Here is a 22695-nt window from a genome sequence, read left to right as displayed (position 1 = left end):
AATTATGTTTGATGTTTCATATAATGCCATGCCCAGCAATTTCTAACTCATTAGCACCGCCAAATGTCAACACCAGGTAATTTGGATAGGTTTTTGACAATATTTTAATTAGGCGTTAAACCGCAGGCGATTTTTTAGTCTATAACTACAACAGCGCATCGCTGCCATATTTAAACTATATATAAAGAATTATGAAAAGGATATATCAGTATTTAACATTAACAGGCGTAAGTGCATTAATGTGCTTATTTATGGCCTTAGAGGTTAATGCTCAACAACGCGGAGGTGGAGGTTCTTCAGGTGGTGGCGGCGGCGGTCGATCAGGCGGCGGCGGGGGTGGTGGTGGTTTTTCTCGCGGTGGCGGGGGCGGCGGCAATTCCGGCGGTGGTGGCGGTCGTCCATCCGGCGGTTTTTCAGGTGGTAGCAGCAGCAGATCTCAAGGCACTATCTCAGGTGGTAACAGCAGCAGATCGCAGGGCACTTTTTCAAGCCCAAGTCCCGGCGTACAACGCGGCGGAAGTTTTAGTCGTAGCCCGCAATCTGCAGGTACTTATGACAGGGGCCGCAGCAATAACAGTTTTAGCCCAAGGGCAGTAGCACCGCAAGGCTCGCAACAACGTGGCGCCCAATACAGCCGCGGATTAAGCTTCGAAAGAGGTGGCGTAGGTTCGTCTAATCGTGGCAATTATAACAATTACCGTGGTGGTGTTGGTTCTATACGTGGTGGCTATTACAGAAGTGGCCGTTACTATCCAAACGGATATGGTTACAACAACTATGGCCGCAATTATGCATATCGTTACAGCCCATGGTATAACACCGGTGGTTACTATTATAATCGTGGTTTTTACGGCAGCTTGTACTCTCCGCGTTTAGGCTTTAGCTTAGGGGTATTGCCTTTTGGTTATTATCCGTTCTCCTGGGGTTCAAGCCGCTATTTTTATAGCGATGGGTACTTTTATCAGTATGATAACAGCCAGTATACGGTAGTTGAACCACCATTGGGTGCAGCGGTTAACGCATTACCTAGAAATGCTTCGGCTATTACTATTAATGGTCAGCAATTTTACCAGGCTAACGGCGTTTACTATACGCCTGTAACCAGGGATGATGGCACCATAGTATATCAGGTTGCCGGTAAAGACGGCCAGCTTGACCAATACTCAAGCGCCGAAAATGGCTACGACATAGCAACTGAGGATAATCCGGGCCGCCGTAGCAGCAGCAGTGCGCCGGCAGTAACAAATATGCCACAGGTGGGCGATTTAGTGTACTCATTACCATCAGACACACGTAAGATTAAACTAGATGGCATACAATATTACGTATCGCCAGAAGATATATACTTCCAGGAAACACGCGACACAAATGGAAACAAAGCGTATAAGGTAACTTCTACGCCAGAAGAGCAGTAATAAGGATAAGTGAGGTTGTTTTGATGATTAGGGGTGGGCACCATTTGGGGCCTGCCCTTTTTTTATTTAATTACTTTTGGCCTACACCTTTACAACAAAAGCATGACAAACATTTAGCGGCTTAGCTGTTACTTTGATTAGCATTAAATGCTTTTTAATACATACACATGGACTTACAACTAAAAGATAAAATAGCGCTCATCAGCGGCTCTACCGCCGGGATAGGTTACGCCATTGCGACACAACTGGCTGCCGAGGGCGCTAAAGTAATTGTAAACGGCCGCACGCAACAACGTGTTGATGATGCAGTTAAAAGCATCACCAAAGCTACCGGCAATCAGAATGTGAGTGGTGTAGTTGCGGATTTTACCAACAAGGCTGAGATAGATGCCCTGATAGCCCAAATACCCGAAGTAAATATACTAATTAACAACGTGGCGATATTTGAGCCTAAAGCTTTTTCGGATATTACTGACGAGGACTGGCTGCGCTTCTATGAAATCAATGTGTTGAGCGGTGTGCGCCTATCCCGTGCATATTTTGATAAGATGCTGGCAAAGAACTGGGGCAGGATCATCTTTATTTCGAGCGAGTCGGCCGTGCAGATTCCGGAGGAAATGATCCATTACGGCATGACCAAGACCGCCCAAATTGCTGTAGCGCGCGGACTTGCAGAACTAACTAAAGGTACCAATGTAACTGTAAATTCAGTGCTGCCCGGCCCTACCCTGTCCGAAGGTGTAGGCGGCTTTATAGATAACCTGGCGAAAGATCAAAATAAAACCAAAGCACAGGTAGAGGAAGATTTCTTTAAAACGATGCGTCCTACCTCGCTCATTCAGCGTTTTTTGAGTGTTGATGAAGTGGCTAATACGGTTGTTTATCTTTCAAGCCCGCTGGCATCGGCCACCAATGGGGCGGCTGTACGCGCAGAAGGCGGTTTGTTGAAAGGGGCGCTATAAGCTGAATTAAAAGGCCATTGTATTGTCCTCTATAATCCAGAGGACTATGCTACAAGGGTACTTTACGCACGCTTATAAAATATTATGGGGATTGTCTCGTATGTGCTCAATCTTAGCCTCAAACAATTGCGCCATTTTATTGGCGCGCCATTTAGCTTCTTCGGCTTTGTCGCCGGTAAAAAGCTCCTCTACCGTTTGGGTAAAGAGAGCAAGCCAGGCAGCAAAATGTTCATGATCTACCGGTAAATTAGCATGCGGAAAAAAAGGGCTGCCAAAATAGGTATGCTCCTCCAGCAAAACGGTTTGCCAAAACTTATACATCTTTTCAAGGTGTATGGGCCAGCGGTCTTGTATGCGCTGGTTAAATATGGGGGCCAGTAATTCGTCGGTGCGTATTCGGTCGTAAAAAGTATCAACCAATAACTTTATATCGTCGAGCGTCAGTATTTGCTTTGGGTCGGGCATGTTGTTAGCGGGCTTTATTGTTGGTCAGCGTGGTCATGTGTATTGTAAACGTAGCGCCCTGCTTTTCAGTACTGGTTACGCTAATGTCGCCTCCATGTTTTTCAATTATCTGCCTTACAATACTTAGCCCCAGCCCTACAGAGTCTTCACCACGCACCCCCCTGCGACTAGCCCTCGAGAAGCGATCAAATATAAACGGTAGTAAACGGTCAGGTATACCCATGCCAAAATCCCTTACATCAATATAAATATCGTTGTCTACATGGCGCAGCCTAATTTCAACCCGCTCGTTCGCACCCGAAAACTTGATGGAGTTGCTGATCAGGTTATCCATCACGCGCTGCATTTTTTCTTTGTTAAGGTGCAGATAAACCGGCTTATCTGTACCATAATACAAAATATTAGCCTTGTCTGTTTTTCTCTTTACCCATTCATCCACTATGATTAACAGATATTGATTAAGCTCGGTCTCTTCAACATCAAACACGTGGTCAATATCGTTGTGGGCCGATTCAATCAGGTCATTAATAATAGAGGTTGCCTTATCGCATGATGCTTTGATCATTTGCAGGTTTTCCTGATTGTCAGCGTTAATACTTATATCGTCCTCTATAATGCCGGCAAGTGCGCGTATGGCGGTTAACGGATTACGCAAGTCGTGGGCTACAATACCTAATATTTCATTTTTCAAACGGCTGGCAGTTTCAATTTCCAGGTTTTTTTCTTCAATAGCTTTCAACTGCAAGTAATTATCGGCACGGTAAGAAAAAGCAAACCTTGATATGCAATAAAATAGCGTTAGCAGTATAAGCGATGCCAGGTTATTCATCATCATTTCGCTGGGAGAAGATTGGTAGTAAGGCAGCATTACGGCGAAGCAAACACCGGTAATTACGGTGATAATGATTGTTTCAAAAAATTCGAAGGTAAAAAACACACCTACCATTACCACCCCCATTAGGTACATTACCAGCGTGTTACGCGGGTTGTGCATAGTAAAAAAAGTGGTGCGCATGCTGCTGAGCATAATAAACAGCGCAAACATTACATTAAAAACCTGGCTGGTGAACTTAAAAGGCCTCGCCCCGTCAAATTTTCTAATCAGCAATATGGCGCCCAGCCAAAAAATGGGGGATACACAGGACGAAACGATATTTCCGGTATTAAATTCGTCGTAGTTTTTGACGCTTTCAACAGGCAGATCATATAGGGTTACAACGATCCTTAAAACTATGTTGACAATGAAATATATAAGGGCTATGATCTTGACGGTCTTCAGGTTCTGAAGCGTACTATACTCCCTGAAAGCAGCCCGGTTGTACGGATTGATCTGTGAAAAAAAATGAACCCTCATCTAAATTATTTAGAGTAACTAATATACTAATCTATACAGCATAAACTTACAACTATTAGCTATATTAGTTTATACCTATACTTAAAAACGCTTAAAAAGCCTCGCCAACATCAACAAATACGCCCCGCGACCCTTGGGCCCCAAAAGCATAATCAATGGCGATACTTGTTTTTGACACCTTGTTTAATTTAATACGCAGACCTGGGCCAAAGCCCGGCTGTATGCGTTGCAGGCGCGTGCCTTGTGCACCGCTAAATGTTTCGGCATTGCCAAACACCACGCCATTTATAAGCCCGTTAGCCAAAATCCTGAACCTATATTCCGCTTCGGCATAATACATTTGGGCGCCCCTAAAGCGGCCTTGTATATAACCCCGCCCTGTGGCCGAGTTAACATCCCAGCCTACACTTGGCAAATCCAAATAGCCCGGGCTGCCGTTCATAATCACCCAATCATAGTTCCACAAGGCAATTACATTGTCTGAGCTGGCCGGAAACTTGAAATATTTGCGTACATCCACCGTTAGCGAATGCCAATCGCTGGTACTGCCAAAGGTGGATACAGCGCTACGGTACTGCATTAGCGCGTAAAGCCCCTTTGATGAATTGTAAGTATTATCGCGTGAATCGTAAAAACTACTAAAAGCAAACCCAGATGCTATGGACCGTGCCGACTTGCCATACAGTTCATAATCAGACACCGTGCCGTTTGTATTGCCCTTATCGGTGATATTATAGTGGCTGTCAAACAAAAAGCCCAGGCCTACATAAAAATTGCCGGTTACCTTGCGGTAAGCGGTTTCATAAAAGCGAATAAAGTTGTAGTCCATCGGGTTCTCATTAACCGCGCTGGCGTTGCTGCCTAAACCGAAAGTGCTTTGCGGGTAGGCGTAAAAACGGTAGTCGCCAATATAATTGTAGTGGCTGTTCTTGCTCCAGATACTGGTTTGTACCGGCACACTAAACTGTTTGTTTTGGGTGTATGATACGGTGGCGGTAATGGTAGAGACACGCGCCTTTGGCCCCATGCGGAAAGCTACATTGCCGGATAATACTGCGGCCAGCTTAGTTACCAAAGTATAGCCTATGGCGGGCACTATGGATATTACCGGCTTTGAAGTGATCGTGTCGTCGGCAGGCTGGGGGTCTTTTTTGAGCAGTTGGCCTATAACGTCGTAAAGGTCTTTTTGCGGGGTACCTTTTGGCGACAGTATAAGCGTGTCCTGCTTAAGTTTTTTAGTCGTACTATCGGTATGTATTTTGGCTAAAGGGATAGTTTTGTTATGCTGGGCATACCCTCTTTGACTGCCAAATAGCAGAACAATTAAACCGCAAAGGGTATAAAGTAGCTTCATGTTACCAACGTTGGTTTTAGGTAGGTATTGTGCCAACGTGTACGCAGCTAATGTAATATAATTTGGTGGTAACCACGGCGTAACATTTCTAGTTATTTATTATGGCTTGGTACCTATAATTTCTTTACTTTGCCCGTCACTAATTTTTTATACTGATATGACTTATTGCCTCGGGATAAAGGTTAAAGAGGGCCTGCTGGCCATTGCCGATACACGTATAACATCTGGTACAGATACTACTGTAAAAAAGAAGATATCGATAGAACAAAAAGACGGATTTTCGCTTTTTATCATGACAAGCGGCCTGCGCTCAACACGCGACAAAGCCATTGTATATTTTACCGAATTACTGGAGACAACCGAATTTAACAAGATGTATAAAGCGGTAAACGCTTTTGGCGAGCAAATAAAGCGGGTTGTTAGAGAGGATAAAGAGTTTTTAGAAAAAGCCGGGTTCAACTTTGATCTGCACAGCATTATTGGCGGGCAGTTAAAGGATGACGACGAACATAAATTGTTTTTGCTGTATCCCGAAGGTAACTGGGTTGAACTGGGCCAGGGCGCGCCATTTATCATTATAGGTAACACCGGGCACGGCAAACCTATTTTGAACCGTACGCTTACAGAAGATTCTACATTAAAGCTGGCGCTAAAAACGGGCTTTTTATCGTTTGATTCGACCCGGGTAAGCTCAAACAATGTTGATTTCCCGATAGATGTGGCGATCTACAAAAAAGACAGCTTTCATATTGTAGAGCAGCGATATGAGAAAAAAGACCTTGAAATGATATCGACACAATGGGCCGAAGAGTTAAAGGCGGCATTGGAGCATGTGTCTGAAGATTGGATTAATAAAGCATTTGATAAACTAACATAACATCACCCTATGAAATTTAATGTATTCACCGAAATGGAGTATATAGTGAAGTCGGCGAGTACATTGATTTTAAACGTCAATGCACTGCATACAGCGCATCAAAAGGTATTAACCGAGGAGTTTACTGTTAGCCCAAACATTATTACCGAAGAGTTACCCGCCACCGCCGGAGAGAACCGCATGGTAAGGTTTGAGGTTACTAACCCGGGCATCATTAAGGTCGCATACAAGGCGACTGTAGATAATAGCTTTAAAACAGTTGATTTTCAAGGCCAGTATGAGATGCCCGTTGCGCAGTTTGATCACACTATTATCCCGTATTTGTACCCCAGCCGTTATTGTCAGTCTGACAAATTATACCGTCTGGCTAATGATATGTTTGGCAATATTGTAAACCCGTTTACTAAAGTAATTGCAATTACCGATTGGATATACTGGCACGTTGAATACCTGAGCGGATCCACGAATTCAGAAACATCTGCCTTTGATACCGTTACCGAGCGCCAGGGCGTTTGCCGCGATTTTGCGCACTTGGGGATTGCCCTGTGCCGCGCGCTGACCATACCCGCCAGGTATTTTACCGGCTACGCCTATCAGCTGGTGCCACCCGATTTTCACGCCTGTTTTGAAGCGTACATTAACGGCGAGTGGATATTGTTTGACGCCACCAAATTGGTACCGCTAAACGGCATGGTTAAAATAGCCACAGGCCGCGATGCCGCCGACACCGCTATTGCCAACATTTTTGGTGATGTTGAGCTCCGTACCATAGTGGTAAGTTGCGAACTTGCTGAAGAAGCCTTTGAACCATTAAAATATGGGCACGTCGATTATAAAGGGATAGCGTATTTGTAGGTAATGCACCCTTTGCGTTAAGTTACAATCTGAAAGCCACCGGGACGGTGTACCAAACCGGCACTATTTTTCCATAAAACACACCTGGCTCCCATTTAGGCGAGATCTTTAATATCCTGATCGCCTCATCCGTCATCAGTTGATTGGGGTTTTCAATTACTTTAAAGCCATCCAGAGACCCGTCTGTCTTTACCATAAATGATACAACTACCCTGCCTTCTTCGCGGCGGTTTCTGGCTAATTGAGGATAACGGATGCCATCGCCCAGGTATCTTCCGAAGCCAGCCAGGCCACCTTTAAAAGATGGTTGTATAAGCCTTTGCATGTAAGTGAACGCTTCTCCGCTCTCGTCTGTTGATTTGCCGACAATAAGCCTTCCATCTGCGTAATCTTCCGTATAGGTAAGATAAATCTTCCCCAAATTAGCAATGCCTGTCCATTTTCCGTTTTTTAAGCCGGCTTTTATTTCGCCCTGCTCGGTTACTTTCTTAAAGTCGTCATCATAACCAACATAGTTACCGTTGCCTTCGGTTACACTAACGTTGCCGGTACTATCCGCACAATCCATAATCAGCATATTTCGGTCAACATACCTTCGGTGCAGGTATATTTTTCCGTTCTTAAAATACTGATAGGCGTCGCCGTCTCTGTTCCCGGCTTTATAGTTGATAATTTCTTTTTTCTTTCCGTTGGGATAATAACTGATGCACAAACCCTCGTATACCAAAGGTTCAACCTTAGCGCTTTTGCCGGTAAATTTCACCTTCTCGCTTTTATAATATTCAGCCACGTCATATAAAGTAGCTCCTTCTTCGGGAGCCTTTACTACGCGTACATAATCGGCGCTGTCTACATTGTCAACTTTAGCGCCCGAGTTTTTAAAGTAGTAGATATTCTCGCGAACTTGTGCGCTGCAGTTCAGGGTATAAGTAAGACAAAAAATTGTGGCAATTAAAAATTGGATCTTCATTACTTGGAATAGGTTATCGTGCGACTAATGTAATGTTTTATTTAGAGACACAATGGCTCAATCTTTGTATTTACCTAAAAAACACCACCATGCCAGAAGGACCATCTATCATCATATTAAAAGAAAAACTGAAACCTTTTAAAGGCAAAAAGGTATTAGATGCCAACGGTTACGCCAAAGGATTTGATGCCGGGATGCTGATAGGCAAAACCCTTAAAGACATTAAAACCTGGGGCAAGCACACGCTGCTCGTCTTTCCTAAGTTTGCGGTGAGGGTGCATATGATGTTATTTGGATCGTATTACATAAATTCTAGTCCAAAAAAGAACGCTTCGCTGCACATGCAATTTGCTAATGGCGAGGTTAACTTCTCTATAAGCTCTATAAAACTAATTGAGGAGCCGCTTGATGATGTTTACGATTGGCCGGCGGATATTATGAGCAAAAAGTGGGACACCCAAAAGGCTATTACAAAACTAAAAGCCAAACCCAAAATGATGATTTGTGACGCTTTGCTGGACCAAAAAATATTTTCAGGCTCGGGCAACATCATCAAAAACGAATCGCTATTTAGGGCAAGGCTGCATCCCGAAAGTATTATTGGCCAGATACCTGAAAAGAAATTGGAGGACCTGATACAGGAGGTGCTTAATTTCTCTCAGGACTTTTTGAAATGGCGTAAAATCAACCAACTTACCAGGCATCTTGAAGCCCACGAAAAGAATTTTTGCCCGCGTGATAACATCGCGTTGCACAAAACCGATACCGGCAAAACCAAGCGCCACTCTTACTACTGCGAAAAGTGCCAGGAGCTAATCGATTAATTCATACAGAGCCTTCAGGATAGAATTAAAATATTTTAAAAATAGTAACAGCTTTGTTACAATTTGTTTGTAGCTTTAATTAACCAATTATAAGGAGGTGTCGATATGAAAAAATTAGTTCTTATTTTTTTAGTGGCGATAGGTGTAAACACCGCTAAAGCACAATGCCCTATTAATGATATTTTGGCGACTAAAGACCCATTGGCAATTGCAGGCCTTATTGTAGCTAACACAGATTGTATTAAACAAACCCTTACACAAAGCCCTGAATACACCAACACCAGGGTGTATATTGATTACGTTTACAACACCTCCGCTCCGTGGATATATCATACCAATTTGCCAAAAGAAAAACTATTCGAGGAGTTCTATCAAAAGTGGAGCAGCAGCTACCCGTCGGTTAGCGCTAAGCTGCCCGATAGTAAAGAATTTTATGACGCCGTAGCAGCTATGGTAGGCACGGATCGCAATTACTTTGCTCAAAAGAAAGCAACCCGGGTGCCGCTCAAATACCAACAATGGCTGTATGTTAAAGGCCTTAAAGAAAAATATGGAGAGCGTAATATCAATATACTGGCAAACGCTGCATCAAAGATAGCCAACCTGCCGGCCACCAATAATTACGCGGCATTAGTGTCTTCGTACTGATTTAACCAAATGACTATATAAGAGAGAAGCGGCGGGTTTACCTGCCGCTTTTTTTTTGCCAGGGTTTAATGTACTTTTGGCTATGCCAGCAATAAACCAGGCCCGTAATAAACCAATGTCAAAAAAAGTGGTAACACTGGGCGAGATCATGATGCGATTGTCGACCCCTGATTATAAAAGATTTGTACAAACCGAAAGCTTTGATGTTAACTACGGCGGCGGCGAAGCCAATGTGGCCGCAGCGATTTGTAACTATGGGTTACAGAGCTCATTTATATCTAAACTGCCTGATAACGCGCTGGGGCAGGCTGCCATTAACCAGCTGCGGCGCTATGGGGTAGATACACAACATGTGGCCCGCGGTGGCAAACGCCTGGGATTATACTTTTTAGAACCGGGTGTCTCTATGCGAGCATCGCAGGTTATTTATGACCGTGCGGATGCATCCATCACCGAAGTTGAGTTAAGTGATTTTGACTTTGATAAAATTTTTGATGGTGCCGATTGGTTCCATACCTCGGGCATCACCCCCGCCCTGAGCGATAAAGCCGCCGCGCTTACATTGGCTGCCCTAAAAGCAGCCAAAGCCAAAGGATTAACCACCAGCCTTGATCTAAACTACCGCAAAAAGCTCTGGACAGCAGAAAAAGCCCGCGAGACGCTTACACAGCTTTGTCAATATGTTGACGTTTGCCTGGGCCCTGACGCTACGCTTGGCTTTCATCCGGAGGATACGGACGTAGACCTAAGCAATTTGAAGCAGGATGACTACAAAATAGTATTTAAACAACTGGCTGATAAATATGGCTTTAAATATATCGCATCAACCTTACGGGGTAGCCAAAGTGCATCTGACAATAGCATAAGCGCCATGATATTTGACGGCACAGAGATCCACCACACCAAACAATATAATGTGCGGATAGTAGATCGTGTAGGGGCAGGCGATTCATTTGCCAGCGGGCTTATTTATGGGTTGGTTGCCGGACTTAACGCCGCGCAGGCTGCCGAATTTGGTATAGCCGCCTCGGCATTGAAACACACCATCCCGGGTGATATGAACCATGCCACGGTTGCTGAGATTGAAACCTTAATAGGTGGCGATGGCTCAGGGAAAATACAGCGGTAGTAATGATTAATTAGTTAAGAAAGATAATAATGATCATAGATACCCTTACCAGTGCCGAACGTTACTACGGCTTGCATAGAAACTTTAAAACAGCTTTTGAATATCTTAACGGCACCGATCTGGCTGCGCTTGAGGTAGGAGTTATAAAGGTGGCCGACGGCGTTAAAGTAATCGTCTCAAACGACCCCGGCCGGAAAGTTGAAGAAACCCTCGATCGCTTCGAGTGCCATAATCAAAACATAGATATACAGGTAGTAATCCATGGCCACGAAACCATGGGCTGGAAACCACGGAAGGATTGCAATAGCATTGCACAAGAATACAGCGAAGAGAAAGACTACATGTTTTATAACGACAAACCTGACACTTACTTCTCCGTAAAAGACGGGCAGTTTGTGATCTTCTTCCCCGAGGATGTGCACGCGCCAATGATTGGCGAAGGGTTGATTAAAAAGTTAGTGGTGAAAGTTCGGATGGATTAAAATTCCGTAGAGACGCAATGCGTTGCGTCTCCGGTGGCAATTGCATGATGGTCAGAGACGCAAAGCATTGCGTCTGTATGATCAATTACTATCATAAAAGCCAAAATACTCCCTGGCGTTATTGTAACATATATCCTGAACAATCTTACCGGTCCATTTTATATCGTTTGGCAGTTCGCCATTCTCAATATCGGTGGCCAGTAGGTTACACAATATCCTGCGGAAATACTCATGCCTTGGGAAAGACATAAAACTGCGCGAATCTGTCAGCATACCTACCAATCGGCTCAACAGGCCGATGTTTGACAAGGCGTTCAATTGATCTATCATCCCCTGTTTCTGATCCATAAACCACCAGCCCGATCCAAACTGAATTTTACCCGCCACAGAGCCATCATTAAAGTTACCCGTCATAGCTGCAAAAAGTGAGTTATTAACCGGGTTGCTATTGTAAATGATGGTTTTGGCCAGCTTATTATCGGTGTCCAACCGGTCTAAAAACTTAGACAGGGCTTTTCCGTGAGTAAAATCGCCTATGGAATCCCAACCTGTATCAGGGCCTAAAGTGGCTAGCCCGCGAGTATTGTTGTTGCGTAAAGCGCCGACATGATATTGCTGCACCCAGCCTTTTTCATGATCCCAAAGAGCAAACTGGTGCAATAGCGCCGATCTGAATTTCATATTTTCGTCCGTAGATAATCCCTCGCTCCCCCTTATCTTTTTAAAAATCGTGACAATCTCCGCGTCAGTGTAATCGGCAGCGTAGATATGATCCAGGCCGTGATCTGATAATTTACTGCCATTGGCTGCAAAGTAGTCGTGGCGGTTTTTTAAAGCATCCAGATAATCATCCAGTGTGGTGATTGTGGTGCCGGTAACACCGGTCAGTTGATCTATGTAAGCGTTAAGCGTCTCGACATTATCGGGGTTCATCGCCTTATCCGGCCTGAACGACGGCAACACTTTTACGCCGAAATCATCCTGTTTTATTTTTTGATGATGAGCAAGGTTATCCAGCGGATCGTCGGTAGTACCAACCACCTCAACCTTAAATTTCTTTAACAGGCTCCGCACACTATATTCGGGCGAACTTAGTTTTTCTGAACATTCATCATAAATCCTATCCGCAGTAGCCGGCGACAGTACATCGGTGATACCAAAGTACCGCTGCAGCTCTAAATGTGTCCAATGATATAGCGGGTTACGCAAGGTATACGGCACGGTTTCGGCCCATTTCTGAAACTTCTCGCGGTCACTTGCGTTCCCGGTTACAAAGGCTTCGTTAACACCGTTTGCACGCATGGCGCGCCATTTATAGTGGTCGCCATTAAGCCAAATACGGCTAATGTTTGCAAACGTTTTATTATCGGCAATTTCATCGGGCGGCAGGTGACAGTGATAGTCGATGATCGGCATCGCACTGGCATAGTCGTGGTATAATTTTTTGGCGGTCTCGCTCTCTAATAAAAAGTCGTCGTCAAGGAAGTTTTTCATTGCCTGGTATATAATTGCGGTATGCAATTATACTTTTTATAAGCTGCTTTACCAAAGCAAATGTGTGGTTATTACGCTAACGATTGCAGACCGCTATGCGAAAGCAATTCGGCCACCAAAGCTGATAAACTTACAGATGCGCAAGCTATTTTATCATCGCCGGCACCGTAATAAATATACAGTGTATCGTTTTCAACTATTGCGCCCGTAGGGAAACAAACATTATTGACGTCGCCGGATATTTCATAGTCCTGATCGGGGCTGAACAGCGCATAAGGCAGGCGGGCAATTTCTTTACCCGGGTCTTCCAGATCAAACAATGCCGCGCAAGCCGAATATTTCATTTCATTATCTACCCCGTGATAAATAACAAGCCAACCTTCCGGAGTCTCTACTGGTGGGCAACCGCCGCCAACATAATTTATTTCGTGCGGACCTTTAGGCGTCAGCAAAACATACTCAGCTAAATTGGTAATATAGTTTTCCCAAAAATCCTGAGTTAACTCTTCGAGGCTATCAATGGCTACCAGCTGCATATCCGGCTTAATTCGGTGCATAAAGCAGAGCTTGCCATTTATCCTGCGGGGATAAAATACAACGTCCTTATCCATCAATATGGTATCCGGAGAATTATAATCCTGCCTGTAACGCTCTATGATATCCGTATTAACTTTAGCCAATTCGTCAAATGCTGTGCAGGTTAATTGCGGCACAATAACACCCTGCCGTTCAAATGTTTTCAAATCGGCCGAGGTGGCGAGCGCCCCCAGCGCATTTTTACCGTTAAAGGCCACATAGGTCATATAATACCTGCCATCGATGTAAACTATGCGGGGGTCTTCAATGCCATGACGCTCATAGTCGTGCTCGGGCACCATAAAGGGCTTATCCAAACGGTTTGATACGGTTAAAGGCTTATCTAACACGCAATAGCCAATGGTAGAATGATTACCCCTGCGGATAGCGCGATAAAACATTTTTATCTCGTCGCCTACTTTTATAACTGCCGGGTTTAACACCGCCTCGCTTTCAAAGTCAACGTCAGCCTGGCGCAGTATTACGCCTTCTTTTTTTATCCGGACCATTGTAGCGCTATACCCTTAGCTGCTTTTTTTTGAAGTTGCTACAATTACAATACCGCCTATTAACAATATCCCACCCAAATATGGTGGCCAGTTAACAGATTTTTCTCTGTCGGCAGATATTTCTATAGGGCCGGCATCAATAACTTTTTCTTTTTTGGTGTAAGTAAAACCTGTCCAGATTAACATTACGGCGCCGATTATGATAAGTGCGAAGCCTAGTACTTTAGCGTTCATAGTTTGTGAGTTTTATGATTTAAATAAGTGATGACGACGGAAATTGTTTGTAAAAATTTGAACATGACGGTGTAGTACCGTTAAAATACGTTATCATATTTCCCTTTTTTATCCAAACAGGCTATAATGCCTTGCACTACGCGTTTAGCCTCATTTGGGTCTTTTATACGGATGGTAGCAATACCCGCTTCAACAGCAGGATAATCATTACCCCCGGGAAATATCGCATCGCCAATAAACAACATGTCCTTTTTTCTGATGTCCAGAATGTCGTGCAACTTTTTGATGCCGTAAGCTTTATCAATGCCGGGCTTGGTAATGTCTACTGACGTGGTGCCGCCCAAATGCACTGAAAATTCGGGGACGGTAATGGCCAACGCCTTCTGTATCTCTTTACGTTTTACAAAGCCTGGGTCCCACTCTTTCTTCTCTTTCAGCGGCGCATGTTGCCCTAAGGCCGAATACGTAATTTGGCTACCGCGATCTTCAATTTGTTCGCCCCAGGTTTTCTCGGGCTTAAAGCCCTGCTCAACAACGGCGGCGTTTAGTGATGCAATGATCTTTTCTTTTTCGGTTGATGTAAAGTCTTCTGCATATAGTTTCTTCCACCCCGACTTATATTGATAAAACTTGGTGCCGCAAGTGGGCAATATAGATAGATTTTTAAAACCCTTTTTATTGGTCAAACGATCTAAAACCTGTTTTTCGAACTGGGGCCAATCGCCGCCGGATATGATAGCGACTTTAGTTATGTTAACTAGGGCATCCAATATCTTAACCATCTCATCATCAATAGCCGATTTACTTTCGGCCAGGGTACCATCCAAATCAAAAATAACCAGCTTTTTCATCTTATAACAACAAGTCGCGGTGGTAATTGTGTGGGCGATAAATATTAAATCAGCGTAGAGTCCCTTTCAGGAGACCCTGTCAATACGGGGAAAGATCTATTGGATCGCTATCCGTTTTAAAAACTATAACATGAATCATAACGTGCCAATATTTACCGTCAATTTTTCCTGACCATTGTATCTCGTTATGACCACTGCCAATTTTAACAAAATTGCTAGTGTATTCAGCTTTTAGTTTGGAAAGTAATTCTACCATAATGTAATTTCAGGATAGGCAGTATCGACTATTCGAACTTATATATTACGAACAAACATATGTTTCGTTTATAAATTTAAATAAATAAAAAAGGGACCAACCAACCGGCCTGTCCCTTTTCTATTTTGCTTACGCGATATTACTTGCGTAAAATCGACCTTATACCATCTAACTCGTCCATGGTATAAGTTTTAGTTCGCTCTTTCGACGCGTCCCTTATTTTTTGAACATCATCCGGCAGTATAATTGGTGCTTTGTTCCCAAAATCATTACGTACATAGCCTAGTACCGATGCGATGTAGTTATTATCATTGGCGCCCAGCGCAGGCATGGCATCCGGATACCTGGTACCGCGAATAGGGCCACTCAAACCGTGCAACAATATGCGGATCAGCTTATCAGGCGCCTGGGCGTTTACGTCGGGATTGGCAGCCAGCGCGGGAGCTATCATGCCGGGGCCGCCGGTGTTAACACCTTTTCCATCGCTACCGTGGCAGGTGATGCATAATTGTTTGTAGATTATTGCGCCCTGAGCCACTAGTTTGGCGCCCTGTTCACTCATCGCTTTTTGACGCACCAGTTGTTCTGTTTTAGCTCTTAGCTTATTCTCATAACTACGTTGCGAATTTTGCAATGCCTGGTCGTCTGGATAATTTTTAACAAGCCCGGCTATAATTGCTTTTGATTGAGTCGAATTTACAAAACGCATGGTAAGCAACAGTTGGAAACGCACATCGCTGCTTAAGTCATTACTTAATTTTTCGAGTAGGCTTATGGCATTGCTGTTCTTTGTCATGTAGTCCTCTCCTATCCAAACCGCCTGTTTGCGCACTTCTGCATCGGGGTCTTTTAAGGCTTTGGCAAATGTCTCTTCGTCCATGGCATCCATGCCGTTTATTGTCCATAAAGCGTGGATACGTGCCAGTTGGCCGCCGCCTGCGGCAAGCGTTCTCAAATCAGCTATAACAGACTTATCACCGCGTTGTACCAGTAATTTTTGAGCATTGTCCCGCCACCAACCGTTATTGTTGCTTAGGTGCTCAACCAATTTTGAGCTGCTTTCCTCCAGCATTTTCGGGCGGGTATTAAGCGGTTTATAATCATCGTGCACCACACGAAAAATACGCCCGCGGCCAATATTTTTATCAAGCCCTTTTTGCTGAATTTTAGGGCGAAGATAGCTGTCCGCTTTTGTCCACTCGCTTTCCTGAATAATACCGTGGTACATATCTACAATGTACAGGCAACCATCCGGACCGGTAGAGGTATTAACTGGCCTAAAATTAAGGTCGGTAGAAGCTATAAATTCAGATTTATCATAAGCGTTGCGCAGGGTAATTTTGCTGTTATTATTGGTCACCTTAGCGCGACGGATCAAACGGCCCACGGGCTCGCAGATCAACAAGTCGCCTTTAAGGTCAGACGGTAGTCTGTCGCCCCTAAAAACGCCCTGGCCGCAGCTAGCGGTAAAGTGATTAAGCGTGCTATCCTCTAAACGCAGTCGACCGAAACCACCTTGAACATCGGGCGTAGTAACAATTGGCCAAACGGGTATAAAATCCTTATCATAACGGTCCCCATAATCAAAATGACCATAGTGAACGTTTTGCTGATACAGGTATGCAGGATCCTCGCCTCCGGCGGATGAGAAGAACAAGCGGCCATAATCGTCGTTAGCTAAACCCCATTGGCCGGCGGTGCCATCAATTAAGGTATCGGGCACCACTTTATCACCCTTAACCGTAAAGCGTACGGGGTCATAGGTTAAGTACATCCGGTTATCCAGGTTCCAGATCAAGCCGCTTTTTTGGTGTTCAAGGTTATTGGTATTCTTACCATTATTTTCATAAGCCAGCCATTTTTTGTCAGATACACCGTCGCCATTAGTATCCTGCAGGCAGTAAACACTGTTTGAATAAGTAAGGCTTATTAGCAAACGGCCGTTATCCAGCGGTTGTAGCGTACGTGGCATTAACAAGTTGTCGGCAAAAACAGTACCTTATCCATTATACCGTCGCCGTTGGTATCTTCTAAAAGCTTAATCTTACAGGTAGCGTCGCGCTCGCCGGTACCTTTAACATCCAGCATATAAGTGTTTAGCTCGGCTACATACATTCGGCCGTCACCGTCCCAGGCTATGGCAACGGGTTGGCTCACCATTGGCTCGCTTGCTACCAATTGCAGGTGATAGCCCGGCGGCATGTAAATGTGCTTCATTTCCTCCTCCGGCGATTTTGGAGTAGGGTCAGGAGTCATGTTTACCTTGATCTTGCCCGCCGCGTCCCGCTCAACCGGGTATTGGGTAACATACTTCTGCACCGATTTACAGGCATAAACAGCCATGGCAGCAACACAAACTACAGCTAATAACTTCTTGTAATTTTTATTCATCATGAAAAATTTAAGCAAACAAACCCGTATGCCACAGGCACTAAGGATAATGTTAGCTAAGTTTTAGGTTTATAAATTGGTATATAACAAAAAAGCCGGTATAGTTTTGCTATACCGGCTTGTATTATTTTAAGTTACAAGCCCTTGGTAAGGCTGTAACTAAGATAGGCTAATTTTATTTAAGCGATAAAATATATTGCACCATTTTTTTAATGTCAGCCGGTGGGGTTGACGGGTGAGCCGACATTGGGATATCGCCCCAAACACCTGCACCACCTGCAATTATCTTCTGCGTTAATTTTTCGTAGTTAGCAGCGTTTGCAGGGTATTTTTTCGCTACATCATTGTAAGCAGGGCCTACAATCTTGATGTCGGTTTTATGGCAGCTTAAGCAATCGCTCTTTGATAGCAGTTGTTTACCTTCTTCAATTGTAGCGGCGCTCACTTTAGCACCTGCCGCAGGCGCTGTAGTTTTTTTAACTACAGTAGTTTTCGTAGTAGTAGTTTTAGTTTTTAGCTGCGCCGATGAGCTTACTGCAAATAAGGCAACAAATAGGGTAGATAATAGGGCAATCTTCTTCATGATTAGTATGGTATATGTATAAAATGATTCTTGGTTAATTACTGATATGACAAATATTTACGCCGGAAGTTTAACCACCTGTTAAAAAACAAGCTTTTTGTTATCCATTTGTAATATTAATGCAGAACAAAGTTAATTAATATGCCCTCAAATGCAAGGGGTTGCAAGTGTGTGTTAAGCTTACACAATAGCTCAAACCTCAACTACAGTCAAAACACTGCCTTAAAGCGCTTTAAACGGGGCTTTTGACACCGTAACAGCATAATTCAGCACTTATAAATAATGATTCTAAATATCAAATAGCTTATATGTCGTCTATTTATTACGTGGGGGCAGCCTATAAATACAAAAAGGGCTAGCTGGTGCTATCCCTTCAATAAATCGTTATAGTATGAGCTTATTTTGCTGATGCTCTTCTGGCTTCGGCCTTGTTGGCCTGGATTGCAAGAGGAACAATGATAACAGCTAATAATGCAACAACTTCTAATATCACTAACATAACTTTAAATTTTAATAGTTTTTCTAAATTTCCAGGTTGCCCAACTGTCTTCTCACGGTCAGTCCGTATGCTTCCACATAGGTGGGGACACAAAATATGCCATAAATTTTCGGAGATGTTTTACCGTCGAAAATGGTAATTTTTGAAAATGATTATTTTTCTAAAAAGAGAAGAAAGAAAGAAAATTGCACCCAAAAAAGTTCTGAAATGGATTATTAGCGACAAAAAGGGCGAAAATTTGGACTTAATATCTCTAGATCACCAAATTTTAGGTCAGATCGGACTTTAAAACCCTGACAAACAGAAATCATCAAATTGAATTTAGAGATTAGAATTTAGATTATTCCCGCCAGATTTACAAACAAAGCACTTTAAGGTTGATATTTTGCAATTGTGCGAAACATCGCGAGTAATTTGAGCTTTATATTGCCAACTTAGCAACAAAATAAAAATTTTACCGACAATTTGTCACCATACTGTCACGCAGTTATTTCCTGACAAAAAATCCGTAAAAAAGCCTAACAATAGATTGATAATTAGGACATAAGAAAGCCCGCGGATTTGGCTATATCAGCAAGCTACTAAATGGTAGAAGGCATTTAGTGGTCTAAAGCCTGGCGTTTCACCAGCCCGCCCCTAACCCCGGTAACGGTATTGGTTACAATAAAAGCGGTAGGATCTATCTGCTGTACCCGGGCTACCAAACGCTGCACCTCAAGCAGTGTGATCACGGTTACTATGATATCTATATTTTTATCTTCAATTTGTGATTTGCCAAAGCCGCGCTCGCCCTTATAAATCGTTACCCCCCTGTGCAGGTGGCGCATAATTACATTTTTAATCAGTTCACTCTTTGAGGATATGATGGTTACCTGTGTAAACTCATCAATACCCTGCACTATGTAGTTGATCATTTGCGTGGCGGCCAAATAAGTTAATATGGAGTATAAAGAAGCTTCGATACCTAAGAAAAAAGCCGCTACACCAAATATCCCGATGTTTATAATCAAAATGATTTGCCCTATAGAAATAGGCAAACGGGGATTAATATATACTGCCAAAAGCTCGGTGCCGTCAATCACCGCTCCACCGCGCATAGCCAAACCTATCCCGGATCCGAGAAAGAAGCCGCCGAACACAGCTGTAAGCAACTTATCTTTAGTAACCAGGGGGAAATGCACCGTGGCTAATATAATAGCAAGCACCGCAATAGCTACCAGTGTTTTTATAGCAAACAGCTTGTCAACCTTTTTGTAGCCCAGCCATATAAATGGAGCATTAATGATCACTATCAGCACCGATATCGGCCAATTTGTTAACGAGCTTATCAGCAGAGATATACCGGTTACGCCGCCGTCAATAAAATCGTTCGGTATTAAAAAGCTTTCAAGGCCGAAAGAGGCGCTGGCAATGCCGGCTACGATCATGACAATTCTTGAAATTTCTATTCTTCGATAGGCTTGTTTACGGGTTAAAGTCATAAGCAGATGTTAGTACAGGTAGTATGTCAACGGTTATTTTGGAAATAAAATACGCCTTTTTTGTTAGATATCACAATATCTTTCCGCTTGTCCTTATCCATATCCTGTACAATAACATTCAATCCTGCCCCGGCATCATCGTCTATCTGGTGGGCTGTAAAGTAAGGCGCTGTACCCGGCGTAAGCTCAAACCAGTATAACACAGGTGCTTCGTGCGTGCCGGGGTCTGTATTAGAGTCGTTATGGGCAAACCTGCGCTTACCGGTAACCAGGTCCGGAAAACCGTCATTATTTATATCAGAAAAAGCAACCCCATGTGTTTGCGAGAAGGCTTTACTGATCTCGTGCGTAGTCCAGGTGGCGACTCCCTGGGCGTCTTTACCCTGCTTATGCCACCAAATACCATACTTATGTGCCGATGCGCTGATCACATCATTCAGTCCATCGCTATTAACATCGTACACATACATTTGCGAACATTCCTCGCCAAAGTTTGCGGGGTGGAATTCCCAAAAACCTTTTTTACGATCTACCGGTGCTTCCCACCAACCCTCTTTTATCATTACGTCTTTACGGCCATCCTGGTTTACATCGCCCAGCCCAAGTCCATGCGAATATCTGTCAATGCCGGCGAAATTTCTTACCCCTATGTTATAACGCGTCCACACCGTATCGCCTTTTTTGGTTGGGGGGCTTAACCATACCATTTGCTTTGCTTTTACATCGGCGCAGATCAGGTCATCATGCCCATCGCCATCAACGTCTGCAAAGGCCGGCGACTCATTGCCGACCCCTACGCTGTTTAACACCTCGTACTTTCTCCAATAACCTGCCGCATTTTTAGGATTTTCATACCACGTAGCCGGCTCGCCGGGGTAACCTACCACCAGCAGGTCTATCCAGCCATCCTGGTTAACATCAATAGCATGATTTAAAAACGAGTTGCTGTATTCAGTACCCGGGTTTAGTAATTTGGTTGGGGCAAGCTCGTGGCGTGTCCACCCGGGAGCGTCAAACCAGCAAGTGCCGGCCATAATATCCATTTTACCATCATGGTTAACATCGCCAACGGCAACACCCTCTGATATAAAATCATTAGTGATCGTTGTTTTTTTAAACTGTTGGCTGTAAGCCATATTACCGGTTGCTAAAAGCGACATCGCGAAGCAAAAGCGCAAAATATAGGTAAGCATAACGCAGTGGTTTTAATTGGTGCAACAATTTTTACGGGCTAATATGCGAGTTTAAGCAAAAAAGCCCGAATTAACATTTACTTTAATACTGATAGCTTTAAAAACAAAATACCTTTGCTTTATTAAATAAAGTTTGTATAATTTTGTCAGTCAGTTACCTATGATGACTTTTGGGGCGGCAATTAACTTGAATAATTGACTAAGATGTTGAAACAGGACCAGGTGTTGCATACCAAAACATTGAGCATAAGCACGCTGTATGATGATTATGCCGCTATGCTTTTAGGATACATTATGGAGGTAATTGGTGACAAAAAAGTAGCCGAAGATTATCTGGTAAAGATATTTAAGGGCCTGGCGCAAAATTTCACCACGATAAATTGGAACGAGGGCAGCAACTGGTGCGCGTTACAACGTTATGCCAAAAACCAACTGGCTAAATTTGACTACGCGGCTGCAGGCTGCAATCCACCGAATGCCACGCACAGCTTGCCCAATAAGCATTTGAATGAAATGACCGAAGAGCAGAAGCTGATTTTTTGCAATATTTACTATCGCAAAAAAACAACCGCGCAGCTTGCTACAGAAATCAATCGACCTGAAGAGCTGGTAAAAAAACTTTTGAAAGAAGCTTTTATAATTATAAGGAAGTATAATGAAAATTAAGGAATACATAGAAAGTGGGGTTTTGGAGTCCTATGTATTGGGTTCGGCTTCTGAAGAAGAAACCCGCGAATTATTGCGGTTAAAAAAGCAATATCCCGAAGTTAGAGATGCTTTGTTTGAGGTTGAGCTTGACATGGAGCGCCTGGCGCAGCATATAGCCATACCGCCACCACCAAATATGCTTACCCGTATTGAAGATGGCATTAATGGCCTTATTCCATCCCCCGAAATGTTGCCCGAGGTAAAAGAAGCTAACACTGGTTACAAACGCCACGACAACGATAAAGGCAACCAGTTTATTGAGGTTGAGTCATCGTCTAACCACATGCGGATACACAAGGCCTGGCGGTATGCGTTTGCTGCTGTATTTGTGTTGGGTAAAATATTTTTGATAGGCTTTATTTACTATTACCTGGCTAACAAACAGGCACAAGAACAAATACAGCAATTAAAAGGCGAGATTCAGCAATATAAATCTTTTAGATAGTAGTAATTATTGCATCATCATAAAAATTAAAAGGCCGGTTATTCCACGAATGGTCGGAAGAAATTCCGACCATTTTTATGTTTTGAAAAACAAACCCGGGTCTCCGCCGCATTGCACAACGATCAGGGCTATAGCGAGGT

Annotated in this window: 22 protein-coding genes and 1 pseudogene; 10 read left to right on the top strand and 13 right to left on the bottom strand. The window is 43.6% G+C overall.

The window, feature by feature from the left end; all coding sequences use genetic code 11:
• Positions 1 to 191: 191 nt before the first annotated feature.
• Together ACFSYC_RS06745 and ACFSYC_RS06740 are read left to right on the top strand one after the other, a co-directional pair.
• The gene (locus tag ACFSYC_RS06745; RefSeq protein WP_377124856.1) at positions 192 to 1415 is read left to right on the top strand and encodes a DUF6515 family protein; all 1224 of its coding nucleotides are present in this window, start codon (positions 192 to 194) and stop codon (positions 1413 to 1415) included.
• Positions 1416 to 1582: 167 nt separating this feature from the next.
• Positions 1583 to 2377 carry an SDR family NAD(P)-dependent oxidoreductase gene (locus ACFSYC_RS06740; protein ID WP_377124854.1) on the top strand — a complete coding sequence of 265 codons (795 nt, stop codon included), beginning with the start codon at positions 1583 to 1585 and terminating at the stop codon, positions 2375 to 2377.
• 72 nt (positions 2378 to 2449) lie between these two features.
• Here ACFSYC_RS06740 and ACFSYC_RS06735 read toward each other — a convergent pair whose 3' ends face one another.
• The 3 genes from ACFSYC_RS06735 to ACFSYC_RS06725 all read right to left on the bottom strand — a co-directional run bounded on the left by ACFSYC_RS06735 (position 2450) and on the right by ACFSYC_RS06725 (position 5550).
• Positions 2450 to 2842, bottom strand: a complete 393-nt coding sequence (locus ACFSYC_RS06735; protein WP_377124852.1) for a group III truncated hemoglobin — start codon at positions 2840 to 2842, stop codon at positions 2450 to 2452.
• A gap of 4 nt (positions 2843 to 2846) precedes the next feature.
• Positions 2847 to 4196, bottom strand: coding sequence for a sensor histidine kinase (locus ACFSYC_RS06730; RefSeq protein WP_377124850.1), 1350 nt, complete (start codon positions 4194 to 4196; stop codon positions 2847 to 2849).
• Between the two features lie 91 nt (positions 4197 to 4287).
• Positions 4288 to 5550: a hypothetical protein gene (locus ACFSYC_RS06725; RefSeq protein ID WP_377124848.1), complete on the bottom strand. Its 1263-nt coding sequence runs from the start codon at positions 5548 to 5550 to the stop codon at positions 4288 to 4290.
• 157 nt (positions 5551 to 5707) lie between these two features.
• Here ACFSYC_RS06725 and ACFSYC_RS06720 point away from each other — a divergent pair, with 157 nt between their 5' ends.
• On the top strand, positions 5708 to 6427 hold the full coding sequence (locus tag ACFSYC_RS06720) for a peptidase (protein ID WP_377124846.1): 720 nt from the start codon (positions 5708 to 5710) through the stop codon (positions 6425 to 6427).
• Positions 6428 to 6436: 9 nt separating this feature from the next.
• Positions 6437 to 7282: a transglutaminase-like domain-containing protein gene (locus ACFSYC_RS06715; protein WP_377124844.1), complete on the top strand. Its 846-nt coding sequence runs from the start codon at positions 6437 to 6439 to the stop codon at positions 7280 to 7282.
• A gap of 22 nt (positions 7283 to 7304) precedes the next feature.
• Here the strand turns inward: ACFSYC_RS06715 and ACFSYC_RS06710 are convergent, their stop codons facing one another.
• Positions 7305 to 8252: a TonB family protein gene (locus ACFSYC_RS06710; RefSeq protein WP_377124842.1), complete on the bottom strand. Its 948-nt coding sequence runs from the start codon at positions 8250 to 8252 to the stop codon at positions 7305 to 7307.
• An 89-nt stretch (positions 8253 to 8341) separates the two neighbouring features.
• On the opposite strand from ACFSYC_RS06710, the gene ACFSYC_RS06705 reads away from it, so the two are divergent.
• From ACFSYC_RS06705 to ACFSYC_RS06690, 4 genes are all read left to right on the top strand, one after another.
• On the top strand, positions 8342 to 9076 hold the full coding sequence (locus tag ACFSYC_RS06705; protein ID WP_377124840.1) for an endonuclease: 735 nt from the start codon (positions 8342 to 8344) through the stop codon (positions 9074 to 9076).
• A gap of 105 nt (positions 9077 to 9181) precedes the next feature.
• Complete coding sequence (locus ACFSYC_RS06700; RefSeq protein WP_377124838.1) at positions 9182 to 9724, top strand: hypothetical protein; 543 nt, start codon at positions 9182 to 9184, stop codon at positions 9722 to 9724.
• A gap of 115 nt (positions 9725 to 9839) precedes the next feature.
• On the top strand, positions 9840 to 10853 hold the full coding sequence (locus ACFSYC_RS06695; protein ID WP_377124836.1) for a PfkB family carbohydrate kinase: 1014 nt from the start codon (positions 9840 to 9842) through the stop codon (positions 10851 to 10853).
• 29 nt (positions 10854 to 10882) lie between these two features.
• Positions 10883 to 11335: a YhcH/YjgK/YiaL family protein gene (locus ACFSYC_RS06690; protein ID WP_377124834.1), complete on the top strand. Its 453-nt coding sequence runs from the start codon at positions 10883 to 10885 to the stop codon at positions 11333 to 11335.
• 81 nt (positions 11336 to 11416) lie between these two features.
• Here ACFSYC_RS06690 and uxaC read toward each other — a convergent pair whose 3' ends face one another.
• The 9 genes and pseudogenes from uxaC to ACFSYC_RS06645 all read right to left on the bottom strand — a co-directional run bounded on the left by uxaC (position 11417) and on the right by ACFSYC_RS06645 (position 21402).
• The gene (gene uxaC / locus ACFSYC_RS06685; protein WP_377124832.1) at positions 11417 to 12829 is read right to left on the bottom strand and encodes a glucuronate isomerase; all 1413 of its coding nucleotides are present in this window, start codon (positions 12827 to 12829) and stop codon (positions 11417 to 11419) included.
• Positions 12830 to 12900: 71 nt separating this feature from the next.
• Positions 12901 to 13914 carry a glycoside hydrolase family 130 protein gene (locus ACFSYC_RS06680; protein WP_377124830.1) on the bottom strand — a complete coding sequence of 338 codons (1014 nt, stop codon included), beginning with the start codon at positions 13912 to 13914 and terminating at the stop codon, positions 12901 to 12903.
• A gap of 15 nt (positions 13915 to 13929) precedes the next feature.
• Complete coding sequence (locus ACFSYC_RS06675; RefSeq protein WP_377124828.1) at positions 13930 to 14148, bottom strand: hypothetical protein; 219 nt, start codon at positions 14146 to 14148, stop codon at positions 13930 to 13932.
• Between the two features lie 80 nt (positions 14149 to 14228).
• Positions 14229 to 14999: an HAD-IIB family hydrolase gene (locus ACFSYC_RS06670; protein ID WP_377124826.1), complete on the bottom strand. Its 771-nt coding sequence runs from the start codon at positions 14997 to 14999 to the stop codon at positions 14229 to 14231.
• A 395-nt stretch (positions 15000 to 15394) separates the two neighbouring features.
• A complete protein-coding gene (locus ACFSYC_RS19650) occupies positions 15395 to 15817 on the bottom strand; it encodes a c-type cytochrome (protein WP_449288988.1) in 423 nt (140 codons plus the stop codon).
• A 597-nt stretch (positions 15818 to 16414) separates the two neighbouring features.
• Positions 16415 to 17457: pseudogene (locus tag ACFSYC_RS19645) on the bottom strand (DUF7133 domain-containing protein); the annotation flags it as partial.
• A 364-nt stretch (positions 17458 to 17821) separates the two neighbouring features.
• Positions 17822 to 18229: a c-type cytochrome gene (locus tag ACFSYC_RS06655; protein WP_377124820.1), complete on the bottom strand. Its 408-nt coding sequence runs from the start codon at positions 18227 to 18229 to the stop codon at positions 17822 to 17824.
• A 1098-nt stretch (positions 18230 to 19327) separates the two neighbouring features.
• Positions 19328 to 20209 carry a YitT family protein gene (locus ACFSYC_RS06650; RefSeq protein ID WP_377124818.1) on the bottom strand — a complete coding sequence of 294 codons (882 nt, stop codon included), beginning with the start codon at positions 20207 to 20209 and terminating at the stop codon, positions 19328 to 19330.
• Between the two features lie 26 nt (positions 20210 to 20235).
• Complete coding sequence (locus tag ACFSYC_RS06645; protein ID WP_377124816.1) at positions 20236 to 21402, bottom strand: FG-GAP repeat domain-containing protein; 1167 nt, start codon at positions 21400 to 21402, stop codon at positions 20236 to 20238.
• A 204-nt stretch (positions 21403 to 21606) separates the two neighbouring features.
• Here ACFSYC_RS06645 and ACFSYC_RS06640 point away from each other — a divergent pair, with 204 nt between their 5' ends.
• Together ACFSYC_RS06640 and ACFSYC_RS06635 are read left to right on the top strand one after the other, a co-directional pair.
• A complete protein-coding gene (locus tag ACFSYC_RS06640) occupies positions 21607 to 22068 on the top strand; it encodes a sigma factor-like helix-turn-helix DNA-binding protein (RefSeq protein ID WP_377124814.1) in 462 nt (153 codons plus the stop codon).
• The gene (locus tag ACFSYC_RS06635) at positions 22058 to 22555 is read left to right on the top strand and encodes a hypothetical protein (RefSeq protein ID WP_377124812.1); all 498 of its coding nucleotides are present in this window, start codon (positions 22058 to 22060) and stop codon (positions 22553 to 22555) included. Before ACFSYC_RS06640 ends, ACFSYC_RS06635 begins: the two co-directional genes overlap by 11 nt.
• The last annotated feature ends 140 nt before the right edge of the window (positions 22556 to 22695 follow it).

The organism is Mucilaginibacter antarcticus (assembly GCF_042686155.1).
In the GTDB taxonomy this organism is placed as follows: domain Bacteria; phylum Bacteroidota; class Bacteroidia; order Sphingobacteriales; family Sphingobacteriaceae; genus Mucilaginibacter; species Mucilaginibacter antarcticus.
Note: the sequence above shows the minus strand (reverse complement) of the source record. Positions and strands in the feature narration are given on the sequence as shown.

Excerpts from the sequence above, each read along its gene's own strand:
- ACFSYC_RS06745 (WP_377124856.1), top strand. The coding sequence starts at position 192 with ATGAAAAGGATATATCAGTATTTAACATTAACAGGCGTAAGTGCATTA.
- ACFSYC_RS06740 (WP_377124854.1), top strand. The coding sequence starts at position 1,583 with ATGGACTTACAACTAAAAGATAAAATAGCGCTCATCAGCGGCTCTACC.
- ACFSYC_RS06735 (WP_377124852.1), bottom strand. The coding sequence starts at position 2,842 with ATGCCCGACCCAAAGCAAATACTGACGCTCGACGATATAAAGTTATTG.
- ACFSYC_RS06730 (WP_377124850.1), bottom strand. The coding sequence starts at position 4,196 with ATGAGGGTTCATTTTTTTTCACAGATCAATCCGTACAACCGGGCTGCT.
- ACFSYC_RS06725 (WP_377124848.1), bottom strand. The coding sequence starts at position 5,550 with ATGAAGCTACTTTATACCCTTTGCGGTTTAATTGTTCTGCTATTTGGC.
- ACFSYC_RS06720 (WP_377124846.1), top strand. The coding sequence starts at position 5,708 with ATGACTTATTGCCTCGGGATAAAGGTTAAAGAGGGCCTGCTGGCCATT.
- ACFSYC_RS06715 (WP_377124844.1), top strand. The coding sequence starts at position 6,437 with ATGAAATTTAATGTATTCACCGAAATGGAGTATATAGTGAAGTCGGCG.
- ACFSYC_RS06710 (WP_377124842.1), bottom strand. The coding sequence starts at position 8,252 with ATGAAGATCCAATTTTTAATTGCCACAATTTTTTGTCTTACTTATACC.
- ACFSYC_RS06705 (WP_377124840.1), top strand. The coding sequence starts at position 8,342 with ATGCCAGAAGGACCATCTATCATCATATTAAAAGAAAAACTGAAACCT.
- ACFSYC_RS06700 (WP_377124838.1), top strand. The coding sequence starts at position 9,182 with ATGAAAAAATTAGTTCTTATTTTTTTAGTGGCGATAGGTGTAAACACC.
- ACFSYC_RS06695 (WP_377124836.1), top strand. The coding sequence starts at position 9,840 with ATGTCAAAAAAAGTGGTAACACTGGGCGAGATCATGATGCGATTGTCG.
- ACFSYC_RS06690 (WP_377124834.1), top strand. The coding sequence starts at position 10,883 with ATGATCATAGATACCCTTACCAGTGCCGAACGTTACTACGGCTTGCAT.
- uxaC (WP_377124832.1), bottom strand. The coding sequence starts at position 12,829 with ATGAAAAACTTCCTTGACGACGACTTTTTATTAGAGAGCGAGACCGCC.
- ACFSYC_RS06680 (WP_377124830.1), bottom strand. The coding sequence starts at position 13,914 with ATGGTCCGGATAAAAAAAGAAGGCGTAATACTGCGCCAGGCTGACGTT.
- ACFSYC_RS06675 (WP_377124828.1), bottom strand. The coding sequence starts at position 14,148 with ATGAACGCTAAAGTACTAGGCTTCGCACTTATCATAATCGGCGCCGTA.
- ACFSYC_RS06670 (WP_377124826.1), bottom strand. The coding sequence starts at position 14,999 with ATGAAAAAGCTGGTTATTTTTGATTTGGATGGTACCCTGGCCGAAAGT.
- ACFSYC_RS19650 (WP_449288988.1), bottom strand. The coding sequence starts at position 15,817 with ATGAGTGAACAGGGCGCCAAACTAGTGGCTCAGGGCGCAATAATCTAC.
- ACFSYC_RS06655 (WP_377124820.1), bottom strand. The coding sequence starts at position 18,229 with ATGAAGAAGATTGCCCTATTATCTACCCTATTTGTTGCCTTATTTGCA.
- ACFSYC_RS06650 (WP_377124818.1), bottom strand. The coding sequence starts at position 20,209 with ATGACTTTAACCCGTAAACAAGCCTATCGAAGAATAGAAATTTCAAGA.
- ACFSYC_RS06645 (WP_377124816.1), bottom strand. The coding sequence starts at position 21,402 with ATGCTTACCTATATTTTGCGCTTTTGCTTCGCGATGTCGCTTTTAGCA.
- ACFSYC_RS06640 (WP_377124814.1), top strand. The coding sequence starts at position 21,607 with ATGTTGAAACAGGACCAGGTGTTGCATACCAAAACATTGAGCATAAGC.
- ACFSYC_RS06635 (WP_377124812.1), top strand. The coding sequence starts at position 22,058 with ATGAAAATTAAGGAATACATAGAAAGTGGGGTTTTGGAGTCCTATGTA.